26 protein-coding genes are annotated in these 26,992 nt (G+C 70.7%); 18 read left to right on the forward strand and 8 right to left on the reverse strand.

The features are described 5' to 3' along the window. Positions 1–44 precede the first annotated feature (44 nt). The 3 genes from JMF97_RS19220 to JMF97_RS19230 all read left to right on the forward strand — a co-directional run bounded on the left by JMF97_RS19220 (position 45) and on the right by JMF97_RS19230 (position 3,173). A complete protein-coding gene (locus JMF97_RS19220) occupies positions 45–1,199 on the forward strand; it encodes a M20 family metallopeptidase (protein ID WP_203222789.1) in 1,155 nt (384 codons plus the stop codon). A 56-nt stretch (positions 1,200–1,255) separates the two neighbouring features. Further along, the gene (locus JMF97_RS19225) at positions 1,256–2,407 is read left to right on the forward strand and encodes a carboxylate-amine ligase (protein WP_203222790.1); all 1,152 of its coding nucleotides are present in this window, start codon (positions 1,256–1,258) and stop codon (positions 2,405–2,407) included. Between the two features lie 166 nt (positions 2,408–2,573). Further along, a complete protein-coding gene (locus JMF97_RS19230; RefSeq protein WP_013734652.1) occupies positions 2,574–3,173 on the forward strand; it encodes a nitroreductase family protein in 600 nt (199 codons plus the stop codon). Here the strand turns inward: JMF97_RS19230 and JMF97_RS19235 are convergent. Next, positions 3,157–4,701 (reverse strand): NAD(P)-binding domain-containing protein, encoded by a 1,545-nt coding sequence (locus JMF97_RS19235; RefSeq protein WP_203222791.1) that lies wholly within the window; start codon positions 4,699–4,701, stop codon positions 3,157–3,159. The two genes, JMF97_RS19230 and JMF97_RS19235, sit on opposite strands and share 17 nt — an antisense overlap. A gap of 323 nt (positions 4,702–5,024) precedes the next feature. Here JMF97_RS19235 and JMF97_RS19240 point away from each other — a divergent pair, with 323 nt between their 5' ends. Then, entirely contained in the window at positions 5,025–5,609 is a 585-nt protein-coding gene (locus JMF97_RS19240; RefSeq protein WP_126710656.1) for a hypothetical protein, read from the forward strand. Positions 5,610–5,692: 83 nt separating this feature from the next. Here JMF97_RS19240 and JMF97_RS19245 read toward each other — a convergent pair whose 3' ends face one another. Further along, positions 5,693–6,664: a trypsin-like serine peptidase gene (locus tag JMF97_RS19245; protein WP_043725050.1), complete on the reverse strand. Its 972-nt coding sequence runs from the start codon at positions 6,662–6,664 to the stop codon at positions 5,693–5,695. Between the two features lie 456 nt (positions 6,665–7,120). Here JMF97_RS19245 and JMF97_RS19250 point away from each other — a divergent pair, with 456 nt between their 5' ends. Together JMF97_RS19250 and JMF97_RS19255 are read left to right on the forward strand one after the other, a co-directional pair. Continuing rightward, positions 7,121–7,339 (forward strand): hypothetical protein, encoded by a 219-nt coding sequence (locus JMF97_RS19250; protein WP_013734656.1) that lies wholly within the window; start codon positions 7,121–7,123, stop codon positions 7,337–7,339. A 182-nt stretch (positions 7,340–7,521) separates the two neighbouring features. Further along, a complete protein-coding gene (locus tag JMF97_RS19255; protein WP_126710655.1) occupies positions 7,522–8,913 on the forward strand; it encodes a DEAD/DEAH box helicase in 1,392 nt (463 codons plus the stop codon). 80 nt (positions 8,914–8,993) lie between these two features. Here JMF97_RS19255 and JMF97_RS19260 read toward each other — a convergent pair whose 3' ends face one another. Then, positions 8,994–9,524, reverse strand: coding sequence for a cupin domain-containing protein (locus JMF97_RS19260; protein ID WP_203222792.1), 531 nt, complete (start codon positions 9,522–9,524; stop codon positions 8,994–8,996). A 198-nt stretch (positions 9,525–9,722) separates the two neighbouring features. Between JMF97_RS19260 and JMF97_RS19265 the strand changes: the two genes are divergently transcribed. Continuing rightward, positions 9,723–10,715, forward strand: coding sequence for a PaaX family transcriptional regulator (locus JMF97_RS19265; RefSeq protein WP_203222793.1), 993 nt, complete (start codon positions 9,723–9,725; stop codon positions 10,713–10,715). 191 nt (positions 10,716–10,906) lie between these two features. Continuing rightward, positions 10,907–12,139 (forward strand): cellulose binding domain-containing protein, encoded by a 1,233-nt coding sequence (locus JMF97_RS19270; RefSeq protein WP_203222794.1) that lies wholly within the window; start codon positions 10,907–10,909, stop codon positions 12,137–12,139. Positions 12,140–12,318: 179 nt separating this feature from the next. Here JMF97_RS19270 and JMF97_RS19275 read toward each other — a convergent pair whose 3' ends face one another. Next, positions 12,319–13,737, reverse strand: a complete 1,419-nt coding sequence (locus JMF97_RS19275) for an MBL fold metallo-hydrolase (protein WP_203222795.1) — start codon at positions 13,735–13,737, stop codon at positions 12,319–12,321. Positions 13,738–13,998: 261 nt separating this feature from the next. Here JMF97_RS19275 and JMF97_RS19280 point away from each other — a divergent pair, with 261 nt between their 5' ends. The 5 genes from JMF97_RS19280 to JMF97_RS19295 are packed head-to-tail and all read left to right on the forward strand — an operon-like array spanning position 13,999 to position 18,091. After that, positions 13,999–14,724 (forward strand): DsbA family protein, encoded by a 726-nt coding sequence (locus JMF97_RS19280; protein ID WP_203222796.1) that lies wholly within the window; start codon positions 13,999–14,001, stop codon positions 14,722–14,724. Then, positions 14,721–16,142, forward strand: coding sequence for a cytochrome c biogenesis protein CcdA (locus tag JMF97_RS31385; protein WP_307816989.1), 1,422 nt, complete (start codon positions 14,721–14,723; stop codon positions 16,140–16,142). Before JMF97_RS19280 ends, JMF97_RS31385 begins: the two co-directional genes overlap by 4 nt. After that, complete coding sequence (locus JMF97_RS31390; RefSeq protein WP_013734664.1) at positions 16,139–16,534, forward strand: BlaI/MecI/CopY family transcriptional regulator; 396 nt, start codon at positions 16,139–16,141, stop codon at positions 16,532–16,534. The genes JMF97_RS31385 and JMF97_RS31390 overlap by 4 nt, the downstream gene beginning before the upstream one ends. Next, positions 16,531–17,463: a M56 family metallopeptidase gene (locus JMF97_RS19290; protein WP_203222797.1), complete on the forward strand. Its 933-nt coding sequence runs from the start codon at positions 16,531–16,533 to the stop codon at positions 17,461–17,463. Before JMF97_RS31390 ends, JMF97_RS19290 begins: the two co-directional genes overlap by 4 nt. Positions 17,464–17,506: 43 nt before the next feature. After that, positions 17,507–18,091 carry a TetR/AcrR family transcriptional regulator gene (locus tag JMF97_RS19295; protein WP_203222798.1) on the forward strand — a complete coding sequence of 195 codons (585 nt, stop codon included), beginning with the start codon at positions 17,507–17,509 and terminating at the stop codon, positions 18,089–18,091. Here the strand turns inward: JMF97_RS19295 and JMF97_RS19300 are convergent. Both JMF97_RS19300 and JMF97_RS19305 read right to left on the reverse strand, forming a co-directional pair. Then, a complete protein-coding gene (locus JMF97_RS19300) occupies positions 18,075–18,614 on the reverse strand; it encodes a hypothetical protein (protein ID WP_238359603.1) in 540 nt (179 codons plus the stop codon). The genes JMF97_RS19295 and JMF97_RS19300 overlap by 17 nt on opposite strands. A 59-nt stretch (positions 18,615–18,673) precedes the next feature. Continuing rightward, on the reverse strand, positions 18,674–19,381 hold the full coding sequence (locus tag JMF97_RS19305; RefSeq protein WP_203222800.1) for a DUF4386 domain-containing protein: 708 nt from the start codon (positions 19,379–19,381) through the stop codon (positions 18,674–18,676). 285 nt (positions 19,382–19,666) lie between these two features. Here JMF97_RS19305 and JMF97_RS19310 point away from each other — a divergent pair, with 285 nt between their 5' ends. Next, positions 19,667–20,599 (forward strand): hypothetical protein, encoded by a 933-nt coding sequence (locus tag JMF97_RS19310; protein WP_013734669.1) that lies wholly within the window; start codon positions 19,667–19,669, stop codon positions 20,597–20,599. Between the two features lie 51 nt (positions 20,600–20,650). Here JMF97_RS19310 and JMF97_RS19315 read toward each other — a convergent pair whose 3' ends face one another. Both JMF97_RS19315 and JMF97_RS19320 read right to left on the reverse strand, forming a co-directional pair. Further along, positions 20,651–21,100: an SCP2 sterol-binding domain-containing protein gene (locus JMF97_RS19315; RefSeq protein ID WP_013734670.1), complete on the reverse strand. Its 450-nt coding sequence runs from the start codon at positions 21,098–21,100 to the stop codon at positions 20,651–20,653. A gap of 128 nt (positions 21,101–21,228) precedes the next feature. Next, positions 21,229–21,453 carry a hypothetical protein gene (locus tag JMF97_RS19320; protein ID WP_126711085.1) on the reverse strand — a complete coding sequence of 75 codons (225 nt, stop codon included), beginning with the start codon at positions 21,451–21,453 and terminating at the stop codon, positions 21,229–21,231. A gap of 168 nt (positions 21,454–21,621) precedes the next feature. Here JMF97_RS19320 and JMF97_RS19325 point away from each other — a divergent pair, with 168 nt between their 5' ends. The 4 genes from JMF97_RS19325 to JMF97_RS19340 all read left to right on the forward strand — a co-directional run bounded on the left by JMF97_RS19325 (position 21,622) and on the right by JMF97_RS19340 (position 26,985). Continuing rightward, the gene (locus JMF97_RS19325; protein WP_233579349.1) at positions 21,622–22,923 is read left to right on the forward strand and encodes a sensor histidine kinase; all 1,302 of its coding nucleotides are present in this window, start codon (positions 21,622–21,624) and stop codon (positions 22,921–22,923) included. Beyond that, positions 22,911–23,570, forward strand: a complete 660-nt coding sequence (locus JMF97_RS19330; protein ID WP_013734673.1) for a response regulator — start codon at positions 22,911–22,913, stop codon at positions 23,568–23,570. Before JMF97_RS19325 ends, JMF97_RS19330 begins: the two co-directional genes overlap by 13 nt. A 112-nt stretch (positions 23,571–23,682) precedes the next feature. Next, positions 23,683–24,456 carry an ABC transporter ATP-binding protein gene (locus JMF97_RS19335; protein WP_126710647.1) on the forward strand — a complete coding sequence of 258 codons (774 nt, stop codon included), beginning with the start codon at positions 23,683–23,685 and terminating at the stop codon, positions 24,454–24,456. Positions 24,457–24,459: 3 nt separating this feature from the next. After that, on the forward strand, positions 24,460–26,985 hold the full coding sequence (locus JMF97_RS19340; RefSeq protein ID WP_203222801.1) for an FtsX-like permease family protein: 2,526 nt from the start codon (positions 24,460–24,462) through the stop codon (positions 26,983–26,985). Positions 26,986–26,992: the final 7 nt, after the last annotated feature.

The raw sequence follows: 26,992 nt of genomic DNA on the forward strand, positions 1-26,992 counted from the left end.
GACACGCCTGGCCAGGCCCGTCACCCGTGAGTTCGGAGGGATCGATGGACCACGCACGTCGTCTGCGCCATGCCGCCGACAAGCTGCAGGCAGACATGGTCGACCAGCTGGGCACCCTCGTCGCGTACGAGTCGGCACCGGGCTCGCTGCCCCATCTCGAGTCCTGTGCCGACCTGCTCGCCCGCTGGGGAACAGAAGTGCTCGGGCGGCCGGCCCAACGGGTCGTGCTCGACGGTCTACCGCACCTGCTGTGGCCGGCGGTCGACCAGCGGGTGCTGCTCCTCGGCCACTTCGACACCGTCTTCCCGATCGGCACGACCGAAACCAGACCCTTCACCGTACGCGGGAACGTGGCGACCGGCCCCGGTGTGTGCGACATGAAGGCCGGCATCGTGCAGATGTTCGCCGCCCTGCGCCTGGTCGAGGACACCTCGACGGTCGGGGTGCTGCTCACCTGTGACGAGGAGAGCGGATCGGTCACCTCCCGGCCGTTGATCGAACGGGAGGCGCGGCGCTCCGGCGCGGTACTGGTCTGCGAGGCCGCCACCCCGGAAGGGCATGTGAAGGTGGCCCGCAAGGGCGGTTCGGTGTACCGCCTCACCATCCAGGGCCGTGCCGCCCACGCCGGCGTGGAACCCCAGCGGGGGATCAACGCCACGGTCGAGGTCGCCCATCAGGTCCTCGCGTTGGGCGCGCTCGGCACGGCGGACAGCGCGGGCACCTCCGTCACTCCCACCCTGCTCTCCGCCGGAACGACCACGAACACCGTGCCGGAGAGCGCCAGCCTGGCGGTGGACGTGCGGGCCTGGAGCAAGGCCGAGTTGGAGCGGGTCGACCACGCGATCCGCCGGTTGCAGCCGCACCTGTCCGAGGCGACGCTGACCGTGTGCGGCGGGATCAACCGCTACCCCATGCCCGCCGAGCTGGCCCAACCGCTGCTGGAGATGGCGCGGTCGACCGCGCTGGCGCTCGGCATGCCGGACCTTGTCGGGGCGTACGCCGCCGGGGCCTCCGACGGCAACTTCACCGCCGCGCTCGGCGTACCGACGCTCGACGGTCTGGGCGCGGTCGGAGGCGGTGCACACTCCGCCGACGAGTACGTCTGCCTGGACCGGATGCCGGAGCGTACGGCGCTGCTGGCCGGACTCGTGGAAACAGTGTCCTCGATGGAGGGTTTCGGCACGCAACTCGTCGCCTGAATCCCGTAACCTGCCTACCGTCGGCAACGGGCCGACAGCGGGAGGTCGTCGGCGGCATGGCTACGGAACAGCGTCCAGGATCGACCGTCCCCCGGATCGGCGTCGAGGAGGAATTCTTCGTCGTCGACCCCGACCGTGGCGAGGTGGTCCCGGAGGCCGCCACCGTCATCGACCGCGCCCGCCCGGCCCTCGGCGCGCGGGTGGGCGGCGAGATCACCAAACTGCACGTGGAGGCCCGCACCGACCCATGCCGGAGCCTGGACGAGCTGGGGGCGCAGCTGGCCGAGGGCCGGCGGGCGGTCCAGAGCGCGGCTAGCTCGGCCGGGCTGCGGGTGATCGCCAGTGCCTCGCCGGTGCTCGGCAACGCCGTGCCACCGCCCATCACCGAGGGGCCGCGCCAGGATCGCGGCAACGCCACCTTCCGCGGGCTGCACGACGAACTCGCGATCTGCGCCGTGCACGTGCACGTGGAGGAGCCCGACCGGGACCGGGCCGTACTCATCGGCAACCATCTGCGCCCGCACCTGCCGGTGCTGCTCGCCCTCACCGCCAACTCGCCGTACTGGTGCGAGCGGGACACCGGCTACGCGAGCTGGCGCAGCGTGACCTGGGGTCGGTGGCCGGTGGCCGGTCCCCCGCCGTTCCTGACCTCCGCGCAGCAGTACGACGAGCACATCGCCATGCTGATCGAGGCGGGGGCGCTTGTTGACCACGGGACGATCTTCTGGGATCTGCGGCTGTCGGCGAACCACCCGACGCTGGAGGTGCGGGTGACCGACGTGCCGGTCACCGCCGCCGAATCGGTGGCGCTGGCCGCCCTGGTGCGGGCGCTGGTGATGGTCGCCGGGCAGGCCGTGGAGAGCGGTGACGAAGGGCCCCGGCCGGTACCGGAGCTGTTGCGGCTGGCGTACTGGCGGGCGGCCCGCGACGGGATGGGTGGCCACGGCGTCGACGTGTCCACCGGCCGGCTGCTGCCCGCCGCCGCGCTCGCCGATCGGCTGGTACGCCTGGTCCGGCCGGCCCTGGACGAGGCGGGCGACCGGCAGCGGGTGGAGGACTGGCTGGCCCGGCTCGGCACCGACGGCGACGGGGCGACCCGCCAGCGGGCCGCCGCAGCTGCCCGCGGACGCCTGACCGATGTGGTCGACGAGATCATCGCGCAGACCGCGCCCGGAGTGCTGGCCGAACAAGAAGGCACACTTACGTAACGACGAACGGCACCCGCCTCCGCGATGCTGGAGGAACCGAACGTCGCACGGCGGGCATCGCCCCCGGTGGCGGCCGGTCCACCTGTTTCAGGGGAGGCCACAGGTGACCCACGCGCATCTGTTACCCAGGGTTCCGATCCAGCACCGGCGTCGACATCCGGCGGACATGGTCCGCGAGGCGGAGGAGTTCGCGGAACGGATGGCGCAGCGCCGATCCGTACGGGACTTCGCTCCCGACCCGGTGCCCGAGAAGGTGATCGAGGCCGCGATCCGGGCGGCGTCGACCGCACCCAGCGGCGCCAACGTGCAGCCGTGGCGGTTCGTCGTGCTGACCGACCCGGCCCGCAAGCGCCGGCTGCGCGAGGCGGCGGAGGCCGAGGAACGTGCCTTCTACGACCACCGCGCCTCAACGGAGTGGCTGGGTGCGATCTCCGGGCTCGGCACCGACTGGCAGAAGCCGTTCCTGGAGACCGCACCGGCCGTGATCGTGGTGTTCGAGGTGCATCAGGGGCCGCACAGCCCGAAGCCGTACTACGTCAAGGAGTCCGTGGGCATCGCGGTCGGCGTGCTGATCACCGCCCTGCACCACGCCGGCCTGGTCACGCTGACCCACACGCCCAGCCCGATGCGGTTCCTCAACGAGGTGTGCGAGCGGCCCCGGGAGGAGCGCCCGTACGTGGTGATGCCGGTCGGCTATCCCGCGCCGGACGCCCGCGTCCCGGACCTGGCCCGCAAACCGCTCGACGAGGTCATGATCCGTTGGTGAAGTCCTTGCTGAGGAACTCGACAAGCGGCTCGACGTGCCGGTCCGGTCGACGCCACTCCGCCAGCAGGTCCTCCAGCAGGTGCTGCTCGGCGAGCAGTTCGGTGCCCCGGTAGCGCCGGATCACCGGGTGGATGAAGGCGCTCTCCCGGGCGCGGTCGGGGGTCGGGTGGCGCTCGATGGCGAAGACGTCGCCGTACTCGTCGCGGCCCCAGCGCAGCGCCAACGTGTACCACTGGGTGGCGTCGGCGAAGCGTTCCACGGCGTAGTCCTCGGGCAGGTCCTCGTAGTGGCGGAAGTCGCCGGTGGCGTCGTCGCGGACGAACGCGTCGCAGAGGTACTCGAACTGGGTCCACAGTGCCGAGCTCCAGTTGACCCGGTCGAGCATCAGCTTGGTCAGCGAGGCGGGGTCGGCCGGGGTCGTCGCGTACGACAACGGCACGTCCTCGTAGCGTTCCCGCAGCATTCGGGTGAAGGTGCGCAGGTTGTACCGGAATCCGTCGATGAACGGCGACGAGGCGTGCTTGACGTCGCGGGCCTGGGCGATGGTGCCGGCGAAGTAGAGGCCGTCGACGTTCGTGGACTGCCAGTCCGGGCGCAGGTCGGGCATCCGGTCGTCGCGCACCATGTCGGGACGGCAGGTCTCGTCGAACAGCGAGGTGTCCATCTGGAAGCCGGTGCACCGCACCACCTTGTGGTAGTCGAGCACGGCGGTCTCACCGTCGGCGTGGGTGTAGGTGATCGACACCTGGAAGCGCCCGTCGACGGGCCGGATCTCGTCGATGGTGCAGTCGAGCACCGAGTGCAGCGTCTTGAACTGGTAGCTGTCGAGGATCGCGCCGTACTGGCCGCGTACGTCGCCGGGGTGTTTGGTGTTCCAGGCCAACTTCAGCGGGTGCCGGCTGGCCAGGTGCACCATCGACGCCCGACCGAGGATCGCCGAGGCGGTCTCGAAGGCGGAGTTGCCCTTGCCGATGACGAGGACCCGCTGGCCCTCGTACTCCTCGGGGTCGACGACCATGTCCTCGTAGCCGATCGCGTGCTCGATGCCCTTGATGGCCGGCACGAACGGTTTGCCCCAACCGGTGGCGACGATGAGGCAGCGCGCCCGCACCTCGCCCTGATCGGTGCGCAGGGTGAAGCCGTCGGCGGTGCGGGTGATCTGCTCGACAGTCGTGCCGAAGGAGATGTTGAGCTGGTAGTGCCGCTGGAACTCGGCGAGGTAACGCACCAGGTCGTCGGCGGCCGGCAGATATTCCTTGCTGAAGTTCGGGAAGAGCAGGTCCGGGGAGTCGTTGAGCAGCGAGTTCCAGTCCCACCGCAGCCGGATCTCGGGATCGGTGCTGTCGGTGTGCACCTTGTTCAGCGAGATGAGCCGACGGTGCCGGGGGAACCGGCGGAAGAACCCGCCGGGTGAGTCACCACTTTCGAGCGTCAGGTAATCGGCGCCGTGCTGCTGAAGGTAGTAGCTCAGCTGAACACCGGCGGGGCCGGCGCCGATGATGACGTACCTGTGCTCGTTGCTGACCATCCTGCGGGCCCCTTCGACTGAGAGATGAATCCATTGACCATGGAATGCATGACGGCGCGTGTCAATGCCACCGCGCACCGTCGCGCAAACCGGCCTGTGCCCGAACTGTTGCCGGAGCGGGTGAAAGCGTGCTGGAATGGCTCACATCGCCGCAGCGTGGGGGCAACCGCGCTGGGAACGGCCACGCGGGAGCATCGCGTTACCGGCAGCGCGCCACTTGGCGGACGCTCGCGCCGTAGCGCCGGGCCACTGCCCGACCGGGCACCTTTCCCTGGGTACGTCCTGCCAACTCAGCAGTACCGGCGACGAGGTGAGAAGCAGTCATGGTTTCCCGAGCAAGTTTCGCGGGGTGGTATCGACACCGTTACGTGTGGGTGGCGGCGATCCTGGTGGCGGTGTCGGCCGGCGCGGCCGTCGTGGTCAGGACGGCCGGCTCGCAGGCGGAGCCGGCGGATCTGCAGGGGCAGATCCTGACCCGGATGCGGACCATCCTCGAACAGGCCGACCCGGAGCAGCACAACCACGCGGGGCACGACCTCCAGCAGGTGGCCAACGGCGAGCAGACGAAGCCGGCGGTGATCTGCGGGGTACATGTCTACGGGTACGAGCCGTCCGAGGCGAGCAAGCTCGCCGACGTGCAGACGGTCTACGGTTTCCACCTCTGCGGGGTCGCCGAGCAGAAGCGCACCTGGGACTGGGCGGTCAAACTGGCCGGTCCCGTGATCATGGACTTCTCGACCGATCCGCCGGGTATCCAGGTGGTGGAGGCGACCGAGGACGTCATCTTCATCGACCGGCTGCGGCAGATGTTCCCGCCGAAGTACGCGGAGCCGGCGCAGAAGGAGGCGCTGAGCCCTTCGGAAATGGTCGACCTGCGCCGCCGGTACGACGCCGCGGCGGGGCTGTGACCGCCATTCGATGACGGCACTGCGTGGCAATCGACAATCATCGGCCCCGGCCAATTGGCCGGGGCCGATGATTTCAGGTGCCCCTATGCCGGAGAGATGCTTTCGGCGAAGTCGTAGAGGCTCTTGATGTCGTCGTCGAAGTAGGGTCCGTCGAATTGGCCGTTGCCCGGGTTGTCACCGTGGCTCACGACGCTGTTGATGAATCCGTACCCGGTGCTGTCGTTGTATTCCTGGAGCCAGGGTCCGCCGCTGGAACCGTAGGTCATGTTGCACCACATCCGGATCTGCTGACCGCCGGCGTTCCAGGTGGTGCCCTGGCAGTAGTACTGGCTCTCGCCGCCGCCGAGGTTGGACGGGTAACCCAGCGCGGTCACCGAGACGCTGTAGCCGTAGTTCCAGCGCAGGCCGTGACCGCCGACGGTGTCGACGACCTTGAGCCCGTAGGAGCCGCCGTTGTTCATGACGGCGATGCCCATGTCCTCGGCGTAGCTGCTGTTGTTGATCCACGCGGTACGGGTGTTGAGGCTGGACGCCACGAAGGTGCCAAACGGACGGGCGCCGTTGCGGTAGCGCGGGACGAACTGCCAGTTGCTGTACCACTGGCCGCCGGCACCCCCGTGCACACAGTGCCCCGCGGTCATCACCAGCCGCCGCTTGCCGCTGGCGACGGTGCTGGCCGAGCAGGAGGCGGTGCCACCGCCGGGCACGGTGAAGTAGACCTTCCCGACCGCCAGCGACTCGTTGACCATGGTCCGGACGTCGTCAGTGCCGGCGATCCTCGGCGCCATGGGCGCCACCGCGCCCGCCGGCCCGGTGGGCTTCGGCGTGAGAGCCGGTGACTCGACCACGCCGCCGGGCCGGGCGAAGGTCAGGTCGACGGCCGAGGCCATCCGCTCCGGCGTCCAGAACTCCGCGACCTCCTTGGCGATCCTGTCGTTGGTGATCGCCCGACCGTCGAGGGTCCGGGCGACGGTGCTGGTGTTGCCGTTGCTCTCGGTGGTGGTGGGACTTGCACTGACGGCCGGTGCGCCCCCCAGGACCAACGCGATCGACATTCCCGCGATCGCGGTCCAGCGCAGGGTGGATTTCAAAGAGGACCTCCCTCGTCCTTTGGGCTCCCGATCGGGAACACGGAAATCATATTTATCGACGTGCATAGATCGCAATGAACGAGAAGTGACGGGTTTCGGACGCGCCAACAAACACCGCGCCACCTACACCGGCACAACATTCGATCGCCACAATCACTTTGCAAATCGCGATTTGACTCAGCATCGTCACAGCTTCGACGTGATTGACGAACCGCAGCCGACAATTGCAACTCACGCTAATTGTCGAAATCGCCACTGCCGGGCCCGGACCACGCTGGCGGGCCGGTATGCCGGGTATGAGCCTTTGATCACTACCCGTCCGCTCCGACCGCGCCTGCCTGCGCGGTCGCTGTGCGTGCACCCCCGCCTACCAAGATCGCCAACATTCCATCCTCGGAAGTTGTGCTATACGGTCGAGGGGTGAAAACCGAACGCCACTGGTGGAACGGCAACCGCACCGTGCGGGGGCGTCGCGACGTGTACATCCGTACCGACGGTGAGTCGTGGGAGGTGGAGGCCCGAGCCGGCGGCGAAGCCGGCCGGTCGAAGATCCACCAGTGCCCCGGCCGACAGTCGGCGGAGATCCTGGCCCGGGCATGGATGGACGAACAGAGCCGGTGGCAGGTGGTAAGCCCCTGATCGGCCGTCGACACGGGCCACGCTGACCGCATGTACGCGGGCAGCGAGGCCCGGCGGCGACGTCGAGTAGACTGACAGCACGGCCCGCCCAGCAATGGCGGCCGGGTTCGATGTCCCACGCCACGCGCCGCGGCCGGATGGTCAGCGCCGGGCGGGACGTCCCTTCGACGTTCGGAGCCTTCATGGCGGCACGCCGCCCACACCAGATCACCTCATCCCCTGCGCCCACCTTCGCCGAACTCGGCGTGCCCGACGCGCTCAACCGCGTGCTGGCCGCGAGCGGCGTGGACCGGCCGTTCCCCATCCAGGCCGCGACGCTGCCCGACGCGCTCGCCGGACGGGACGTGCTCGGCCGGGGACGCACCGGTTCGGGCAAGACCTACGCCTTCGTACTGGCGGTGCTGACTCGCCTGGCCGCCTCCAGGACGCCACGGCGGGCGGGACGCCCCCGCGCGCTGATCCTCGTTCCCACGCGTGAACTGGCGACCCAGATCGACAGCGTGATGGCGCCCTTGGCGCAGGCCCTGTCGCTGCGCACGATGACCATCTTCGGTGGCGTCGCCGCGCGACCGCAGATCGCCGGGCTCCGCGCCGGTGTCGACGTGCTGGTGGCCTGCCCGGGTCGGCTGGCCGACCACGTCGGGACCGGCGCCGCCCACCTCGACGCCGTCGAGATCACCGTCCTGGACGAGGCCGACCACATGGCCGACCTCGGTTTCCTGCCCACCGTACGACGGCTGCTGGAGCAGACCCCGCGCGGCGGGCAACGCCTGCTGTTCTCCGCAACCCTGGACGCCGGCGTCGACGTCCTGGTACGCCGGTTCCTCACCGATCCGGCCGTGCACAGCGTCGACTCGGGGTTGTCGCCGGTCACCGCGATGGCGCACCACGTGCTGCACGTCGAGCCCTCGGACCGGTTCGAGGTGCTTGTCGAACTGACCGCCGCGCCGGGCCGCACCGTGGTGTTCACGCGCACCAAGCGGGGCGCGAAGACGCTCGCCCGCCGGCTGGTCGCCGCCGGGGTGACCGCCGTCGAACTGCACGGCAACCTGGCCCAGGGTGCGCGCACCAGGAACCTGCAGGCGTTCGCCGACGGCCAGGTGCACACCCTGGTCGCCACCGACATCGCCGCCCGCGGCATCCACGTCGACGACGTGGCGCTCGTCGTGCACGCCGACCCGCCGGTGGAGCACAAGGCGTACCTGCACCGCTCGGGGCGTACCGCCCGGGCCGGCGCGGCCGGGACCGTGGTCACGCTGATGACCGACGGGCAGGTGCCCGAGGTGCGGGAACTGACCCGCAAGGCCGGCATCACCGCCACCACGACCCGACTGCGCCCAGGTGACGCGCTGCTGCGGGAACTCGCCCCGGGAGAACGGACCCTCGTCCCCCGGCCGGTGACGCCGGCGGCCGATGTTCGGCACGACGCGCCGCCCGCCAACGGCGGCCGGGGCCGACGCGGCGGCAAGCCGGCCACGGCGGCGGCAGCGTCGACGCGATCCGCACCGGCGCGCGGCGGCGTGGCTGCCTTCTCCGCCCGGGCCCGGCCCAGCGCCCGCCGAGGCGGGCGCTGACCAGCCTGGACACCACCCGGGGTTCACCCCCACGAATCCGGCGCCTCGCCGGGGCGGTTGACCGGACGTCGACCCGGGGCCTAGCCCCAGTCCTCGTCCGGCAACATGATCATGTGGTGGGCGTCGAGGGCGCCCGCGATTTCGGCGAACTTCTCCGGGGTCCACGCCGGCGGCGGGTTCCCGGCCGGGTCGGGGTCGTCACCGTACTTGAGGAAGAACTGCTCCGCTCCCGCCGGGCTGTAGAAGACCAGAAGCTTGCCGATCTCGCTGCTCAGGTTCTTGAAGCCGTGGCGGGTGTTCTTCGGGACATAGATGAAGTCGCCCGGACCGGCTTCGAAGGTGCGGTTGCCGTTGAGAAAACGGAATTCACCCGATGCCACGTAGAAGGCCTCGCTCTCGGCCCCGTGGGCGTGTGCCCGGTTCCCGAACCCGGGTGCGATATCGAACGCCAGGAGACTGAGCTGGCCGTCGGTCTGGTCGCCGGTGACCTTCACGCGGGCCGCCTCCTGCCCGCCGTTGACCAATTTGAGGACGCCTTCGTCGTCACGCGCCACGAAGCCTCTCGCGGCGGTCCAGATCGGGTCGTCCTTGGAGGGCAGCTGCTTGTCCATCCCTGTCACCACACTTTCCGTCGGCACTCAGCGGGAGTCCGCTTCACCCACTTCGATAGCTTCAAGCTTGAAGCATAGGCCGCCAAGTTCAAGTTTGAAGCTTGAGTGGCGGGCTTCACTCCTCTTCGGACAGCACCGAGGGCGGTCGAGCGACCGCCTGACGGCACGGTGGGCGACCCGGTGCGGCACCCTGATGAGGTGTACGCCGAAGAATCCGTCGATACCGTCCGATTACCCCGGGCTCAGGCCGGGTCCAGCCCGCAACACCTGCTGGCGACCCTGCTCGGCGAGTATCTCGACTCGTCGGACGCCGATCTGCCGTCGACCGCGGTCATCGCCCTGCTGCGGGAGTTCGGGATCAGCGAATCCAGCGCCCGGGCCGCGCTGTCGCGCCTGGTCAAGCGCGGTTTGATCGCCAGGCGTGGGGACGCGAGGCCGCCGGTCTACCACCTGACGCCGCAGGCGATCGCCAAGCATCGCTCGCGAATGCAGCACTTCCTGAACTTCGGTGCCCGTCCCCCGCAGTGGACCGGCGACTGGGTGCTTGTGTCGTTCTCGATTCCGAGTTCCGGTCAGGCGTTGCGTCACGCCGTACGCAGGTCGTTGAGCGCGCTGCGCTTCGTGGGCCTGTACGACAGCGTGTGGATCCGGCCGGGCTCCGACGCTGCGCCCGTGCGCCAGGCGTTGGACGAGTTGTTGCAGCACGTCGAGGATGCCCGGTGGTCGGTCATGCACGTCCGGTTCGACGAGGAGTCCGGGCCGCACGGACCGGCGAGCGCGTACGACCTGGCCGCTCTGGCTGCCGACTACTCCCGGTTCGTCGAGCAGTACGCCGAGCTGCGGGAAGCCGCCCGCAACGGGAGGGTGGACCCGGTCGCAGCGCTGGTGGCCCGCACGTCCGCCATGGACTCCTGGTGCAAGTTCGCGGACTCCGACCCCGATCTGCCGCAGCATCTCCTCCCGCAGCCGTGGCCGCGTCAGCAGGCCCGGGACACCTTCCTGGACATTCACACCGCGCTCGGTGCGCTCGCCCAGGCCCGCCTCGTCGAGGTGGTCACGCCGTACTGGCCGGACGCCGTTTCGTGGGTCACGCACTTCCGCGCGTCGAGCGACCCGGCGCGACCGGAGCCGGTCCGGGCGACACCGACCGGCCCGCCGTCGCAGGCTGACCCGAATCGCTCGCCACATTGACACTTTTCGTTGCGCTGGTAATAGTTACTGCACACACCGCTCCCCCTTTTGAGTCGCCTGTGGGGACCGCAGCCGGGCGGTCAGGGCAGCCACATCGACTCGCGGCCGGTGCCGACCTTGGTCAGGGCACGGCTGGACAGCGGCCACCGCCACCGCAGGGAGTGCCACCATTGACATCCCCTGGAGGGTGCATGAAAAGGAGATCGAAGGTCTACGCGGGGCTCGTCGCCCTCGTCGTCCCGGTCACCTCTGTGATCATGGCGATCAGCGTGAGTCCGGCCAGCGCCGCGGTCGGCGGCTCCGGCCCGTACCCGGCCGACTACGAGACCTCCCCCAGCCTGGCCAACCACACCATCTACCGGCCGCAGAACCTCCCGGCCGAGCGGCTGCCCATCCTCGCCTGGGGCAACGGCGCCTGCTCGGGCAACGGCCTCTCGCAGCACAACTTCCTGCGTGAGATCGCCTCGCACGGCTTCCTCGCCGTGGCCAACGGGGCGCCGAACGGCGGCGGCTCCACAAACGCGCAGATGCTGACCCAGACCATCGACTGGGCGGTGGCGGAGAACTCCCGGCAAGGCAGCAAGTACTACAACAAGCTCGACACCACCAAGATCGCTGTTGCCGGCTTCTCCTGCGGCGGAGTGGAGGCGTACGCCGTCTCCAACGACCCCCGCGTCACCACGACCGGCATCTTCAACAGCGGCCTGTTGAACGACGCCGATGACTACCAGCTCAGGCGGCTGACCAAGCCGATCGCCTACTTCATCGGCGGGCCCAGCGACATCGCCTACCCCAACGCGATGGACGACTGGGGCAAGCTGCCGGCCGGGCTGCCCGCCTTCATGGGCAACCTCAATGTCGGGCACGGCGCCACCTACGACCAGCCCAACGGCGGAGAGTTCGCTCGGGTGGCGACGCTCTACTTCAAGTGGCGGCTCAAGGGCGACACCTCAGCCGGGGCCAACTTCGTCGGCCCCAACTGTGGCCTGTGCCGTACGCAGTGGACCGTCCAGCAGAAGAACCTGACGCTCGACGGCGACCCGCCGCCCACCACTCCGCCGCCCACCACTCCCCCGCCCACCACCCCACCGCCGACCACGCCACCACCCGCCAGCCCGCCGCCCGGCGGAAGCGGCTGCACGGCGGTCTTCACCGTGCAGGACCAGTGGAACGGCGGCTTCGTCGCCAACGTCAACGTCACCGCGGGAAGCACCTCCCTCAACGGCTGGACAGTCACCCTGAACCTGCCGAGCGGCGTGTCGGTCAGCAACATCTGGAACGGCGTGTCCACCGGCAGCAGCGGCATCATCACCGTGAGGAACGAGCACTACAACGGACAGCTGGGCGCCGGTCAGACCACCAGTTTCGGTTTCCAGGGCACCGGAAACGGTAGCGGAACCGCCGCCGTCTGCAGCGGTAGCTGAGGGCACCGGTAACCAACCAGGGCCTCGAACGGGCCGATGCGACGGCACCGGCCCGTTCGAGCGTGTTCCGCGCCACGAGGCCGGACTCAGGTTGGGACGCCGCTGGTTGATTGACCACGCGGCAGGCAGGCAGGCGGGCAGCCGGAACGAGACATCCGATCCCGGCGTTCCTCTTTCGGTCACCGACCGCCGGTCGGCGTCGGCGGCGCGGTCATGGCGAGGCCCGCCGCCTCGGCCCGGTCGAACTTGTCGTTGATGACCACGACCTCACGGCCGGCGTTGACCAGCAGCGACGCGGCGGCGGTGGCCCGGTAGCCCGATCCGCAGTGCACCCAGACGGTGCCGGCGGGCACCTCGGCGAGCCGCTGACGCAGGTCCGGAAGCGGTACGTGCACGGCGCCGTCCACGTGACCGTCGCGCCACTCGTTCGTCATCCGCACGTCGAGGAGCACGTCCGGGGCGGGCAGCCCGGCCGGGAGGCGTCCGGCGCGGGCGGCGGCGAGGGCCGGGAAGTCGGCCATCGGCAGTTCCCGTAGCTGCCCGGGATCCGCCGCCCACCGCTCGGCCTCGCCGGTGGCCTGTGCCGCCGGCCGGTCGATGCCGATGCGCACCAACTCCCGCTGGGCGTGCGCGATCTGCTCCGGGGTCTCGGCGAGCAGGGTCACCGGCTTGCCCCAGTCGATCAGCCAACCCAGCCAGGTCGACATCGGGCCGTCGAGCCCGAGGCTCACCGTGCCGGCCAGGTGGGAGGCGGCGTACGCCTTGCGGTGCCGCAGGTCCACGACCCACTCGCCGGCGGCGATGCGCCTGCTCAACTCGGCGGCGTCGGCCGTGGTGACCGGGGTGAGGTCCACCGGCGTCGGCCCGGCGAGGTTCGCCACGCCCATGTGGGCGTAGTACGCCGGGTAGTCGTCGAGGCCGGCGAGGGTCTGGTCGACGAACTCGTCCGCCGCCAGGCGCAGCACCGGGTTGACCTGCTTCTCCCGCCCGATCGTCGAGTCGGGCGCGTCGGCCTGGCTGGCCGAACAGAAGCTGCCGAAGCCGTGCGTCGGCCACACCTGCACCCCGTCGGGCAGCAGGTCGGCCAGCCGCTTCGCCGAGGCGTACTGCTGGTGGGCCAGGTCGTGGGCGTACTGCTTGCCGAGCAGGTCGGTGCGTCCGGTCGTACCGAACAGCAGCGATCCGCCGGTGAAGACGCCCACCGGCCGCCAGTCGCCGCCGGTGGCCTCGTCGAGGACGTACGACAGGTGGTGGAAGGTGTGGCCCGGGGTGGCGATCACCCGCAGCCGCAGCTGGTCCGAGACGGACAGCACGTCGCCGTCGGAGATCGGAGTCCGCGCGAAGTCGACCTCGTCGGCCGCGGCGACCAGGTACTGCGCGCCGGTCGTCCGGGCCAGTTCCAGGCCGCCGGAGACGTAGTCGTTGTGGATGTGCGTCTCCACCACGTGGGTGATCCGCACCCCCTTCTCCCCGGCCAGGTACAGCACCCGGTCGATGTCGCGCTGCGGGTCGACCACGACCGCCTGTTGCCCGTCCGAGGCCAGGTAGCTGCGGTCGCCGAGTGAGGATGTCGCGATGACGCACACGTCTGGTGCCATTACCGTTCTCCCTTCCCATGTGCCACGTATGCCAGGGGGATGTCGTGGGCATGGATACCTCTCCGCATCAGGTGACTACCCGTCCAGGTCCCCCACACGCGCCGATGGGCCATGACACCGGCGACAGGAGCCACTTTTCCGTCGCATCTGTGGACATCTCCGGCGGCGACCACCAGGCCTGACGACTACTAGCTGCTTTAGTACTATGCTCGCTAGTACTAAAGCAGCTAGTAGTTGTGGAGCGGACTGGAGGTGGCGCCGATGACGCGGTCCCGTGGGGGTGCCGGGAAGACCCCGCCACCGATCCGCAAGGCAGCCGGTTGGTTGGGGCCGGTCGTGGTCATCGCGGTCGTCGCGGTCCTCGCGATCATCGCCAGACCGACCGACCAGCCCACCGCCCCCGCTGCGGGAACGGCCGGCAGCCAGCAGGAGAACCCCTTCGCCGAGCTGGCGAGGCGCACACCCGGCGATCCGGTCGCGCTCGGCGAACCCGATGCCCCCGTCGTGGTCATCGAGTACGCCGACTTCCAGTGCCCGTTCTGCGGCAAGCACGCGCGGGAGACCGCACCCCGGCTGATCCGGGAGTACGTCGACCAGGGGCTCGTCCGCATCGAGTGGCGTGACCTGCCCTACCTCGGCGACGAGTCCCGGGCCGCCGCCGGCGCCGCGCGGGCCGCCGCCGCCCAGGGCAGGTTCTGGGAGTTCCACGACGCGCTGTACGCCAAGCAGCGCCGGGTCAACAGCGGAACGCTCAACGACGCCGCCCTGCGCGACATCGCGTCGCAACTCGGCCTGGACCTGGCCCGTTTCGACGCCGACCGGGCCTCCGCCGTCACCCGGGAGGCGATCGACCGGGACCAGCGGGAGGCCGCCTCAATGGGCCTCACCGGCACCCCGGCCTTCATCGTCGGGGACACGCCCATCATCGGCGCCCAGCCGTACGAGGCATTCAAGCAGGCCATCGACGAGCAACTGGACGCACCGTGAGCCAGATCGGTTACCTGGCCGCCCTGCTGGGCGGGGTCCTCGCCCTGCTCAGCCCGTGCAGCGCCATGCTGCTGCCGGCCTTCTTCGCGTACGCCTTCCAGAACCCGCGTCGGTTGCTCGCCCGTACCGGCGTCTTCTACCTCGGCCTGGCCGCCGTTCTGGTACCGCTCGGCGTGGGGTCCACGGTGGTGGCCAACGTCTTCTTCCAGCACCGCGACACGCTGATCCTGGTCGCCGGATGGTCGATCATCGCCCTCGGGGTCGTGCAACTGGCCGGCAAGGGGTTCGCCTTCGGGCCGGCGCAACGGCTGCTGGGCCGGATCACCGGGAACTCCCCGCTGTCGGTCTTCGCGCTGGGCGCGGTGTACGGGCTGGCCGGCTTCTGTTCCGGCCCGATCCTGGGCGGAATCCTCACGGTGGCCGCCACCTCGGCGCGGCCGGCGATCGGGGGTGCCCTGCTGGCCGTCTACGCGCTGGGCATGACGGTGCCCCTGCTGCTACTCGCCCTCGTCTGGGACCGGTGGCGCATCGCCGAACGGCGCTGGTTGCGGGGCCGGTCGTTCGCGGTGGGTCGACTGCGTCTGCACAGCACGTCGACCCTCTCCGGCCTGCTCTTCGTCGCGCTGGGCGGGTTCTTCCTGGCCTTCGACGGCACGGCCGGCCTGACCGGCGGCCTCGGCCTGACCGACATCGAGAGCACCGCGCAGGAGTGGATCACCGGCACCCTCGGCGACGTACCGGACCAGTTGGTCCTCCTGGCCGTGGGGCTGGCCGCGGCAGCCGTCCTGGTACGCCGCCGCCGTCGCAGCGCCGCCGAATCGGCGACCAGCCGGCAGGGCACCAGCAGCGACCCGGCGACCGACATGGAGCGCACCAGCGCCGGGCCGGTCGCCGCGTTGCCGTCCGCGGCCGGCCTGGCCGGGGTCAACGTGCGGCCCGGCCGGGCGGCCTGGTCGGCGCGGCGATGGTGGGTGGCGGTCCTCGGCGCCGTGGTGACCACGGTGGTGATCGCCGTACCCACCGCCCTGATCGACACCCCCTTCTTCGGTCGCGAGGTGGCCGTCACCTGGTGGGCGTGGCCGGTGCTGGTGGTGACCGCGGTGTTGTCCGGGCTGCTGCTGGCGACCTACGTCGGGCCCGCCGGGCCGGCGGCGGGGCGCACCGGTACGCGGACCGGCGTGACCGGGGCGACCCTGTCCCTGTTCGCCGTCGGCTGTCCCGTCTGCAACAAGATCGTCCTGCTCGCGTTGGGCTACAGCGGGGCGATGAGCTGGTTCGCTCCGGCGCAGCCGGTACTCGCCGTGGCCTCGATCGTCCTGCTCGGCTGGGCGCTGCGGCGTCGCCTCGCTGGCGAGCGTGCCTGCCCGACGCCGGCCGGGTCGAAGCTGCTCGCCGCCGACGGTACGGTCGACCGGTGAGCCGAGATCGACGGAAGGACCCGGGCAACGACCGTCCACTGGGTCCGCTGGAAGCCGCGGTGATGGACGCGTTGTGGGCAGCGACCGAGCCGCTCACCGTGCGGCAGATGGTCGACGCGATGGCGGACCGCCGGCTCGCCTACACCACGGTGATGACGGTGCTGGACAACCTGCACCGCAAGGGCTGGGCGGACCGCGATCTCGCCGGCCGGGCCTACCGCTACCGACCGAGGGCCAGCCGGGAGGAGCACGTCGGACAGCTCATGGCCGAGGCGCTCTCGTCGGCCGCCGACCAGCACGCCGCGCTGGCCCGGTTCGTGGACGCCATGCGGCCCGAGGAGGCGGCTGCGCTGCGTGAGCTGCTGGATCAGCGGGGGAGGCCGAGCTCGTGACCAGCCTGGTACTGCTGGCCTGGGCGACCGCGGTGGCGCTGCTCGCACCTTCTGCCCTGACCGGGCGGTGGACGACCTCCCTGCCGCGACTCACGGTCGGGCTGTGGCTCGGTGCGGAGCTGTCCGTCACCGTCGCCGTCCTCGCCGCCGGGCTGTTCGTCGCCGTACCGCCGGCTGCGCTGGCCGCCGGCCTGGACGGCATCGTCACGGCGTGCGTCCGGGCGTTGGCGGGAATGGGTGCGTTGCACGGGGCCCTCGCCGTGACCGCGCTGCTGGCCACCGCGATCCTGGTCGCCCGCCTGCTGGTCAGCTTCGTCCGCACGTTCCTATCCGCCCGCCGCTGGCGTCGTCGGCACCTGGCCGCGCTGCTGCCGCTGAGTCGGCAGGACGCCGATGGTTGGACGATCGTCGACCACACGGATGCGGCGGTCTACTGCCTGCCCGGCCGTCCGGGGAAGGTCATCGTCACCAGCGCCGCGTTCGACGCCCTCACCGCCGACGAGTTCGCGGCCGTACTGCGGCACGAGCGCGCGCACCTGCGCGGCCGGCACCACCTCCTCGTCGCCCTCGCCGCCGCGTTCCACCGCGCGCTGCCCGGACTGCCGATGGCCGAGATCGCCGAACGGGAGATCCGGCGACTGGTGGAGCATCTCGCCGACGACCGCGCGAGTGAGCACCACGGGCGGCAGGCGGTCGCCACCGCCATCGTGCGGCTCGCCGACCGCACCCCCCGGCACGCGCTCGGCGCGGCGACAGGTGCGGTCGAACGGGTACGCCGGATGCTGGCCCCGCCGGCCCGGCCCCGGATCCGCCACCGCCTCGTCGCCGCCACCGCGATCGCGTTGCTCCTGGCCGGGCCCGCGGCCGTGACGGTTGCCTCCGCCGGGGTGGCAGTGCAGAGCGCCACCTGTCCGATCGGCTCGCCCTAGACTCAAGGCGTACACCGTTGTTCGAGAAACAGGGTGAGGCGGGATGACGATCGACGGGACGGCCCGACGCGCGGACGCGCGCCGCAACGTCGAGTCGATCCTGGAGGCCGCCACCGCCCTGCTCGCCACCGACCCGGCGGTGAGCGTCAACGAGATCGCGCGGGCGGCGGGCGTGGGCCGGGTGACGCTCTACGGCCACTTCCCGTCCCGTGCGGCGCTGGTCGAGGCGGTCAGCCGCCGGGTGATCGCCAGCACCGACCAGGCCCTCGACGCGGTCGATCTCGACGGTGACGCCCGGGAGGCGATGGCCCGCCTGCTGGCGGCGACCTGGCAGCTGACGTACCGGTTCGGGGCGATCGTGGTCGCGGCGAGCGATGCGCTGACGCCGGAGGAGATGCGGCGCGTGCACGAGGAGCCGGCTCGCCGGATGCGCGCCCTTGTCGAACGCGGCCGGGACGAGGGCGTGTTCCGCCGGGACATGCCGCTGTCGTGGCAACTCACCACCGTCCAGGCGGTGTTGCACGGGGCCTCCGCCGCAGTGCATCGGGGCGACGTGCCGGCCGACGACGCCACCCGGCTGGTAGCCGACACCGTACTGGCGGCGCTCGCCGTCACCTCGTCAGGGTGACCACGAGCAGGCCCACCCCGACCAGCACGTCCAGGACGCCACAGAACTCCGCGAAGGAACGCGTGACGACCCGCTCGGTACGGTGGTGCCACACGTCCCAGGCGGCGTGCGCGAACAGGGCGACACTGACGATGACGCCGGCGGCGAGGTGGTCGGCCCGTACCGCGAGCAGCGCCGCCGCTCCGAGCACGAGCATCGCCGCCGACTGCAGCGGCAACGACCACACCGGCCGTACGCCGGCCCGCAGGGCACCGAGGACGGCGAGGCCGGCAGCCGCGACGCAGATCCAGAGCACGGCATCGAAACCGGCACGAAGGCTCAGCCCGACGAGCACGAAGGTGACACCGAAGGCGGCCCATGCCGCGCCGGGCCGCCCGATCGCCACCGCGGCGAGGTAGACGAACCCGGACGCCGCCACGACGGAGGCGATCTGGCCGCCATGCTCGACGCCCAGCACGGTACCGACCGCGACCAGCACACCGAGGGCTGCGGGCCAACGTCGCAGGAGCTTGTCGACGGTCATGCCGCGCACCTCCATCTCGAACATTCATGTTCGAGATAAACCGTACGCCGTTGTACGAGTTATGTCACGGGCTCGACGTCCCGGACAGACGTGCCGGCGGCGGCCGATCCCGCCGTGATCTCCGACGGTCGAAAGCCCCGGACGATCAGGTAGACCCCCAGCGAGAACTCCCAGACGGCGATGGGCAGGGCCCCGATCGCCGTCACCGGGGACAGCCGGTCCCAGAGACCGAACAGCACGCACAGGTCCGAGACGACGAGCAGGGGTGCACCGACGAGCCCGAGCACCGGCAGAACCCGCGGCACGAGGCGCGCCTGGTACAACAGCGTGCCCAGCAACAACGCGTTCGCGGCCGGGATGAGACTCTGGCTGACCAGGAAGACCGAGTCGTAGAAGGCGACAAGCATCTGGCCGGTGACCACGGCCTCCGCGCCGACTCCCTGCCGCCGCAGCGCCACGATCGTCAGCAGACTCGCGACGCCGATGAAGATGCAGGCGGCTTCGAGAATCCGGACGCTGACAAAGCCCAGCGCTCGGGTCTGACCCTGCCGCTTCACCACCGGATACAGCACGACGGCGGTGCCGATGCAGGCGAGGGCAACGATCACCTCGAGGACGCTGCCGACGAGGACCGAGGTCTCGGACGTGGCGCCGAGGACGAAATCCGAGTCGCGCGCCGGCCCGTAGAGCGCGACGGTCGGAATCGAGACGAAGGTGAGCACGTAGAGCCCACCGGCGACCAGTGAGGTCCTTCGCAATGCGTCCATCGGCACTCCTCTACGGCGCGGCCACTCAACAGACGGCGGTCATACCGCAACCCTGCTGCGTGCCGGTGCGACGGCGAATCGGCCACTCGGACGATCCTGCGAGGACGACAGTTCTCCCGAAAACCGGCACAGTGCCGCCGAACGGCGAACGTTGCCGCTGATCAATGCCGAAGTCCGCACGATACGAGACGTCATCCACGAACGAACCTTCGATGCTATCTGCGCGAGCACGGCAGCGACCGGGCCGCACACCCCCGAAAAGAGCACGACGGAAGGACGGTCGACATGGCCCACCTTGACAGCCGCGAGGCACTACCGATAAATGCGACGAAGACCCGGCCACCGGTACGGGCAACCATCATCGCCGTCCTCGGGGGCATTCTGCTGGCTGTCGTGTGGTCGTTCGAACTCGTCGACTCGGTCATCGGCGACACCGTGGCCAACGCGGCGCTCGGCCACGACGCCAAGACCACACCCATCGCCGGCACGGCTGCCGGGCTTCTCTTCGCCTTCGTCTCCGGGTTGGCGGGCACCTTCACCGCCTGCAACATCGCCATGATGGCGTCGGTCGGCCCGCTGACCCAGGCCAGTACGGAACGCACCGGCATGGCCCGGCACACCGTCGCCGCGCTGCTGCGCCCGGTCGGCTGGATGACCGTCGGCATGGTGGCCGTCTCCGCGGTGTACGGGGCGGTCGGGGTGATGCTCGGCGACCGGCTGCCGCAGTTGTCGACAGAGGTCGTCGGCGAGATGCCGGTCCGGCTCATCCAGTCGTCAGTGGTGTTCGGCCTCATCGGGCTGGCGTTGGCCTATCTCGGCCTGGCTGCCCTCGGCATCCTTCCCGACGTGTTCGCCCGTCGCCCGGTGGCCCGGGTGGTCACCATCGGCGCCCTCATCGGCGGCTTCCTCATCGGCCGGCCGTACCCGCTGTTCAACAAGCTGTTCCACTGGGCCGTGGACACCGGGAACCCGCTCAACGGGGCACTGGCGTTCGTCCTACAGTCGCTGGGCAACATCCTGATCGTGGCGGTGCTGTTCGCCATCATCGTGCTCGTCACCCGCGGTCGCTTCCTGCAGTGGGCGTCCGATCCGTCGCGCAGCGCCGTGGTGACCGGCGGGCTGATGCTCATGCTGGGTGTCTTCACCGTCGTCTACTGGGATCTGCGAGTCCCCGCGATGTTCGGCGTGGGCTGGTTCCCGATGATGCCGTACCGCTGACCGTCGGTACCCGGTGAGGGCGAGGTCCGGGCGCGGTCGGACCTCGCCCGCTCAGGGCCGGGGGGCGGCGAACAGCTTCGGGAACCGGGCGGTCAACGCGAGGTCGCCGCGGGTCTGCAACTTGCCCTTCATCACCAACATGACGGCGCGGGCGTTGCCGGTGACCAGGCGGACGAAGTCCGCGGCAGCGAGGTCCAGGGTCAACTGCGGCGTGCCGTCGGCGCGCGGCGACAGGGTGCAGACCCCGTCGGCGATGACCATCTCGTACCTGTCGACTCCGCCGTCGGGCCGGTCGCCGATGCGCCAGTGCACCACCGCCCGGGTACGACCGGCGACCTCCGGACGGAACGCGGCAGGCATCCCGCCGATCAGGTGGTCGAGAATCTCGGTACGCCGTGCACCGTGGAGAACCTGGCGTAGCTCCTCGATCGGGGTGCGCTTGACCAGCCGGGCGAACTCGACCGGCTCCATGACGTCGACTCGTACGTCGTGGATGGACATCGGACTCCTCCAGGGCCGGCGGGCTGGTCGTTTCATCGTCGCGGCGGCGCGCCGGACACGGCATCTTCCAGGCTGCCCAGCTCCGAAGGCCCCGGACGCCTGCCCCCGACGCCGTCGCCGGCTCGCGGCTAGGCGCGGCGGTGGCGGTAGTGGTGCACGACGAGCGCCACCGTGCAGGCCACGGTGATCAGCCCGAACCCGGAACCGATCAGGTACGCGCCGATCACGGACATGGTGATGTTGGCGGCGGCGCTGAGGATCAGCAGCAGCCACAACACCGGGCGGAGCAGGTTACGGTCGTTGTCCGGCGTGGCGGCGGTCTCGGCGGAGGCGTGACGGTGCTGGTCGATCATTGCTGCTCCCTGCGTGTCGTGGTTGACCATGACGACAACGCTAGGGATCCGGCCGGCCACCGACGATCCAGTCAGCGACCCGATCCAGGTACAGCAGGCTGTACCTTTTCCGCCGCCGCGGGCCGGCGTCGAGGGCGGTCGCCTATCGTCTCTGCCGGGGAGGTGGGCATGCCGAGAACAGACGCGGGTGGGGATTCCGGGGGAACCCGCGCCGGGACCGAGCCGGATCGCGACCACGCGGTACGGCGGTACCTGCGCGAGCGCGTACGGATAACCGTCGACGCTCTCGAACACCTCGTCGGCGGCCTCGGTACGGCGATCCTGGCGCTGGCGGCGTTCCTGCTGCTGTTCGTGGTGACGATCGCGAGCGTGGTCGGCATCGGTCTCGCGGTCGTCCCGTCCGCGTTGAAGGCGGTGCGGTCGGTCGCCGAGCGGGAACGGGGTCGGCTGTCCCGGTGGGGGTTCCCGCTGCCCGCACCGCCACCGGTCCCCGCCGGCCTGGGCGACGCCCTGCGCGACCCGTGGGTACGGCGCGAGTGCGCCTTCGTGGCGATACACGGCACAGGCGGGTTCGTGCTGGGCGTGCTCGGGTTGTCGCTGCCGCTGTCCGCCGTGCAGTACCTGCTGTTCCCGCTCTACTTCTGGTTGCTGCCGCCGGACGTGGGTGGCCCGGGCGTCGTCATGTGGCGCATCGACGGGCTGCCCGACGCGCTGGTGGTCGCGATGATCGGCGTCGGCTGGCTCGCCGTGGCCATCGCCCTCGGCCCCCGGATGGCCCGCCTGCAGGCGCTGCCGGGCCGACGGTTGCTGGCACCGCCGCGCGACGTCGACGCCTCGCTGCGGATCGCCGAACTGACCGCCACCCGTGCGGCGGCCTTGGACGCGCACGCGGTCGAGTTGCGCCGCATCGAGCGTTCCCTGCACGACGGGGCGCAGAACCGGCTGGTCGCGGTCACCGTGTTGCTCGGTGCCGCCCGACGGGCGCTGGCGCGTGATCCGGCGCAGGCCGCGCAGGTGCTGGAGCGGGCGCAGGACGCGGCCGAGTCGGCGCTCGCGGAACTACGGACCGTGGTACGGGGCATCCTGCCGCCGGTGCTCGACGACCGTGGGCTCGCCGGTGCGCTGCACGGTCTGGCCGCCGGCTGCGGTGTGCCGTGCACGGTGGAGGTCGACGTACCGGGCCGGTGCGCCGCGTCGGTGGAGGCGACGGCGTACTTCGTGGTGGCGGAGGCGCTGACAAACGTCGCCCGGCACAGCGGTGCCCGTACGGCCGCGGTCACCGTCCGGCGCGACGCCGACCGGTTGTACCTGTCGGTCACCGACGACGGCCACGGCGGTGCCGACGAGGGCCGCGGCTCGGGAATCGGCGGCATCCGACGGCGGGTCGAGGCCCATGACGGCCGGTTCACCCTGACCAGCCCACCCGGTGGGCCGACGACGATGCTCGTGGAGTTGACGTGCGGATCGTGATCGCCGAGGACGACGCCCTGCTGCGTGAGGGGCTGGCGCTGCTGCTGCGGGCCGAATCGCTCGACGTGGTCGCCACCACCGACTCGCCGACCACATTCTTGTCCGCAGTGGACACCTTCCGGCCGGACGTGGCGATCGTCGACGTCCGGATGCCGCCCACGCACACCGACGAGGGCATCGTGGCCGCCGTCGAGGCCCGCCGCCGCCACCCCGGCCTCGCGGTGCTGGTCCTCTCGGCGTACGTCGAGCAGGCCTTCGCCACCGACCTGCTGGCCGAGGGCGCGGTACGGCTCGGCTACCTGCTCAAGGAACGGGTCGGCCGGGTCGAGGAGTTCCTCAGCGCGCTGCACCGCGTCGCCGCGGGCGGCACCGCGATCGACCCCGAGGTGGTCAGCCAACTGTTCGCCCGCAGTCGCCCGGACAGCACGCTGAGTCTGCTCAGTGCACGGGAACGCGACGTGCTCGCGCTGATGGCCGAAGGGCTCGGCAACACCGCGATCGCGGAGCGGTTGTTCGTCACCGAAGGGGCCGTGCACAAGCACATCCGCAGCATCTTCGCCAAGCTCGGCCTCGCTCCGGACGACCGTGCCGACCGTCGGGTGGCCGCGGTGCTGCGCTATCTCAAGGACACCCAGGGCCGCAATTAAGTACAGCCTGCTGTACCTCGATCGGCCCGTACGCTAGATCGTCCGTAAAGCGGTATCGCCATAGCTTTTCCGTGCACTCGATTTTGCCGAGAACACGGAGAGGCCGATATTCATGCCCGCCATCGTTGGAGGATCCGCCGAGACAGCGGTCCGCGTCGGACAACTCACCCGCGTCTACGGCACCGGCCCACAGGCGGTCACCGCGCTCGCCGGGGTGGACGTGGAATTTCACCGCGGCACCTTCACCGCGGTGATGGGGCCGTCGGGTTCCGGCAAGAGCACCCTGCTGCAGACCGCGGCCGGCCTGGACCGGCCCACCTCCGGTCAGGTGTGGATCGGTGACCAGGAATTGTCGCGGCTGTCGGAGACCAAGCTGACCAAACTGCGGCGCAGCCGGATCGGGTTCGTCTTCCAGGCGTTCAACCTGATCGGGGCGTTGACCGTCGAGGAGAACATCCACCTGCCGTTGCGGCTGTCCGGCGCGCGTCCCGACCCGGGCTGGCTCGGGCAGGTGATCGACCGGGTCGGGCTCACCGATCGGCTGCACCACCGGCCGGCCGAGTTGTCCGGCGGGCAGCAGCAGCGGGTGGCGATCGCCCGTGCCCTGGCCATGCGCCCCGAGGTGATCTTCTGCGACGAGCCGACCGGCGCGCTGGACACGCAGACCGCCGCCGAGGTGCTGGCCCTGCTGCGGTCGGTGGTCGACGAGACGCGACAGACGGTGATCATGGTGACCCACGACCCGGTGGCCGCCTCGTACGCCGACCGGGTGATGGTCCTCGCGGACGGCCGGATCGTGCAGGACCTGCCGCAGCCGGGTGCGGAGCGGATCGCCGAGCAGTTGGCGCTGCTCGGGCGTCGTCAGCTCGTCGCGCAGGGGAGCTGAATCATGCTGGGACTGGCTCTGCGAATGCTGCGGCATCGGATCGGAACCGCGATCGCCACCCTCGTCGCGCTCGCCTGCGGCGTCATGATCCTGATGTCGGTGGGTCTGCTTGTCGAGTCCGGGCTGCGCTACACGCCCGCGCCCCAGCGGTACGCCGCCGCCGACATCGTCGTCGCGAACCACGACATCACGATCACCGGTAAGGAGTTCGACGGTACGACCATCACGACGCGGGTGCGGCTGCCCGAAGGGGGGACCGTTCCGGTCGACCTGGCCGCACAGCTCCGGCGGGTACCCGGAATCACGATCGTCGCCGTCGACCGGTCGATCCGGGCGGTGGTCCCGATCGCGGCGACGTCGCACACCCTCGCCCATGGTTGGAGCAGTGCCGCGCTCACGCCGTACCGGATCGTCGACGGCCGCCAGCCCAGCGCCGACGGCGAGGTCGCCGTCGACCTGCGGCTCGCCAAGGCGGCCGAGGACGAGATACGCCCCGGCGACCGGATTCCGGTCCTCGTCGGTGGCGCGGTCCGCACGTACACCGTCAGTGGTGTGGTGGAACGCGCCGTCGACGGTGACTGGCCGGCGGCCCTCTTCTTCACCGACCGCCACGCCGCCGCGCTGAACCCGCACCCGGGGCGGGCCGACGCGATCGGGATCGTGCTGGCATCCGACGCGGACACCTCCGCCGTGGTGGCCGAGGTGCGCCGGCTGTCGTCCGAGGCCGGGGCGAAGGTGTACACCGGCGCCGACCGCGGGACGTTGACGCAGTCCGAGGCCCTCGCGGCGCGTGACCTGCTGGTCCAGGTCGGCGCGGCCTTCGGCGGTTACGTCGTGGCGCTTGTCGTGTTCGTCGTCGCCGGCACCGTCGGGCTGGCGGTCCGCCACCGCCGCCGCGACCTCGCCCTGTTGCGGGCCGTCGCGGCGACGCCGGGCCAGGTCCGGGGGATGCTCCTCGCCGAAGTCGTGCAGGTGAGCATCGTCGCGGTCGTGGTGGGCATCCCGGCCGGGCTGTTCGTGACCGACCGGGTGCACCGGCAGATGATCGCGCGGGGGTTCGTCCCGGACGGTTTCCCGATCAGCGGCGGCGTGCTGTCCGCCGTGGCGGTGACCGCCGTGACGCTGCTGGTGGCGGTGACGGCGGCATTGATCGCCGCCGGTCGCACGGTACGCATCCGGCCCACCGAGGCGCTGGGCGAGGTGGCCGTGGAGCCGTCGCGCAACAGCCGGACCCGGCTGGTGATCGGGCTGGTCACGCTCGGCGCCGGCGTCTCGCTCACCATGGTCACCACGGTCGCTCGGGGCCCGGCCGCCCTCGGCGCGGCGCTCGGCATGCTGTACGTCTTCGTGCTCGCCGCCGCCCTGCTCGCCCCGTGGATCAACCGGTACGCCGCGCGGGCACTCGGCCCGGTGCTGCGGGCCGTCTGGGGCGACAGCGGATACCTGGCCGCGGCGAACCTGCGGGCGAACGCGCAGGGCATGGTGACGGTGTTGACCGCGCTGGTGCTGGCGGTGGGCTTCGGCGGCTCGGTCTGGTTCCTCCAGGACAACCTGCAACGACAGACTGTCGCACAGACCCGCGACGGGATGCTGGCCCAGCACGCGCTGCTGTCACCGGTCGGGTTGCCGCAGAGCGCCGTGGCGGACGCCCGCGCGGTGCCCGGGGTCGTCGCCGCGACCGGGATCCGACGTACCTCGGTGATCACCCGCGTGATGGGTGAGCCGCAGGAGGTCAGCGCGCAGGCCGTCGACCCCGACGGTGCCGACCGGACCCTCGATCTCACAGTCACCGAGGGACGGCTCGCCGACCTGCGGGGCGCGACCGTGGCGTTGTCGACCCTGCAGGCGTCCTCGCAGGGGGCGGAGCTCGGCGACCAGGTGGCGATGTGGCTGGGCGACGGCACGCCCGTGACGTTGCGGGTCGTCGCCCTCTACGAACGGGGGCTCGGTTTCGGTGACGTGACCCTGAACCGGGAGACGGTCGACGGTCACACCGCGACAAACCTCGACGACCAGGTCCTGATCCGCACCGAGGGCGGTGGCGCCGCCCTCACGGACCTGGTCGACCGTCACCCGGGCAGCAGCCTGATCGACACGGCGGCGATCAACGGCGAGTTGGCAAAGGATCTGGCGATCAGCGCCTGGTTGAACAAGCTGCTCATCGGCGTCATGGTCGGCTACGCGGCGTTGGCGGCGGCCAACACGATGGTCATGGCAGCGCTGGCCAGGGGTCGCGAACTGGCCCTGCTGCGCCTGGTCGGGGTGACCCGGCGTCAGGTCAAGCGGATGGTGCACGCCGAACAGGTCGGTCTGCTCGGCACGTCGCTGCTGGTCGGCGGCGCGATCGCCGCGATCACGTTGGTCTCGGTGGTCCGGACGCTTACCGGCGTGCCGGTGCCCTACGTCCCGACCGCCGGCTGGATATCGATCATCGGCGGCACGGCGCTGCTCGCGCTGGCCACCACCGTCCTGCCCATCGGCGCGCTCCTGCGCACCCCACCGGTCGACGGCATCGGGGTGAAGGAGTGAACGCGGG

Source organism: Micromonospora fiedleri, from assembly GCF_016774385.1.
Classification (GTDB): domain Bacteria; phylum Actinomycetota; class Actinomycetes; order Mycobacteriales; family Micromonosporaceae; genus Micromonospora; species Micromonospora gifhornensis.

Bases quoted from the DNA above. Each gene is read 5' to 3' on its own strand.
- JMF97_RS19305 (WP_203222800.1), bottom strand. From the start codon at position 19,381: ATGGACGCATTGCGAAGGACCTCACTGGTCGCCGGTGGGCTCTACGTG.
- JMF97_RS19230 (WP_013734652.1), top strand. From the start codon at position 2,574: ATGGTCCGCGAGGCGGAGGAGTTCGCGGAACGGATGGCGCAGCGCCGA.
- JMF97_RS19325 (WP_233579349.1), top strand. From the start codon at position 21,622: ATGCCGAGAACAGACGCGGGTGGGGATTCCGGGGGAACCCGCGCCGGG.
- JMF97_RS19270 (WP_203222794.1), top strand. From the start codon at position 10,907: ATGAAAAGGAGATCGAAGGTCTACGCGGGGCTCGTCGCCCTCGTCGTC.
- JMF97_RS19300 (WP_238359603.1), bottom strand. From the start codon at position 18,614: ATGACCGTCGACAAGCTCCTGCGACGTTGGCCCGCAGCCCTCGGTGTG.
- JMF97_RS19310 (WP_013734669.1), top strand. From the start codon at position 19,667: ATGGCCCACCTTGACAGCCGCGAGGCACTACCGATAAATGCGACGAAG.
- JMF97_RS19220 (WP_203222789.1), top strand. From the start codon at position 45: ATGGACCACGCACGTCGTCTGCGCCATGCCGCCGACAAGCTGCAGGCA.
- JMF97_RS19260 (WP_203222792.1), bottom strand. From the start codon at position 9,524: ATGGACAAGCAGCTGCCCTCCAAGGACGACCCGATCTGGACCGCCGCG.
- JMF97_RS19335 (WP_126710647.1), top strand. From the start codon at position 23,683: ATGCCCGCCATCGTTGGAGGATCCGCCGAGACAGCGGTCCGCGTCGGA.
- JMF97_RS19340 (WP_203222801.1), top strand. From the start codon at position 24,460: ATGCTGGGACTGGCTCTGCGAATGCTGCGGCATCGGATCGGAACCGCG.
- JMF97_RS19280 (WP_203222796.1), top strand. From the start codon at position 13,999: ATGACGCGGTCCCGTGGGGGTGCCGGGAAGACCCCGCCACCGATCCGC.
- JMF97_RS19225 (WP_203222790.1), top strand. From the start codon at position 1,256: ATGGCTACGGAACAGCGTCCAGGATCGACCGTCCCCCGGATCGGCGTC.
- JMF97_RS19235 (WP_203222791.1), bottom strand. From the start codon at position 4,701: ATGGTCAGCAACGAGCACAGGTACGTCATCATCGGCGCCGGCCCCGCC.
- JMF97_RS19315 (WP_013734670.1), bottom strand. From the start codon at position 21,100: ATGTCCATCCACGACGTACGAGTCGACGTCATGGAGCCGGTCGAGTTC.
- JMF97_RS19240 (WP_126710656.1), top strand. From the start codon at position 5,025: ATGGTTTCCCGAGCAAGTTTCGCGGGGTGGTATCGACACCGTTACGTG.
- JMF97_RS19255 (WP_126710655.1), top strand. From the start codon at position 7,522: ATGGCGGCACGCCGCCCACACCAGATCACCTCATCCCCTGCGCCCACC.
- JMF97_RS19275 (WP_203222795.1), bottom strand. From the start codon at position 13,737: ATGGCACCAGACGTGTGCGTCATCGCGACATCCTCACTCGGCGACCGC.
- JMF97_RS19320 (WP_126711085.1), bottom strand. From the start codon at position 21,453: ATGATCGACCAGCACCGTCACGCCTCCGCCGAGACCGCCGCCACGCCG.
- JMF97_RS19245 (WP_043725050.1), bottom strand. From the start codon at position 6,664: ATGTCGATCGCGTTGGTCCTGGGGGGCGCACCGGCCGTCAGTGCAAGT.
- JMF97_RS19295 (WP_203222798.1), top strand. From the start codon at position 17,507: ATGACGATCGACGGGACGGCCCGACGCGCGGACGCGCGCCGCAACGTC.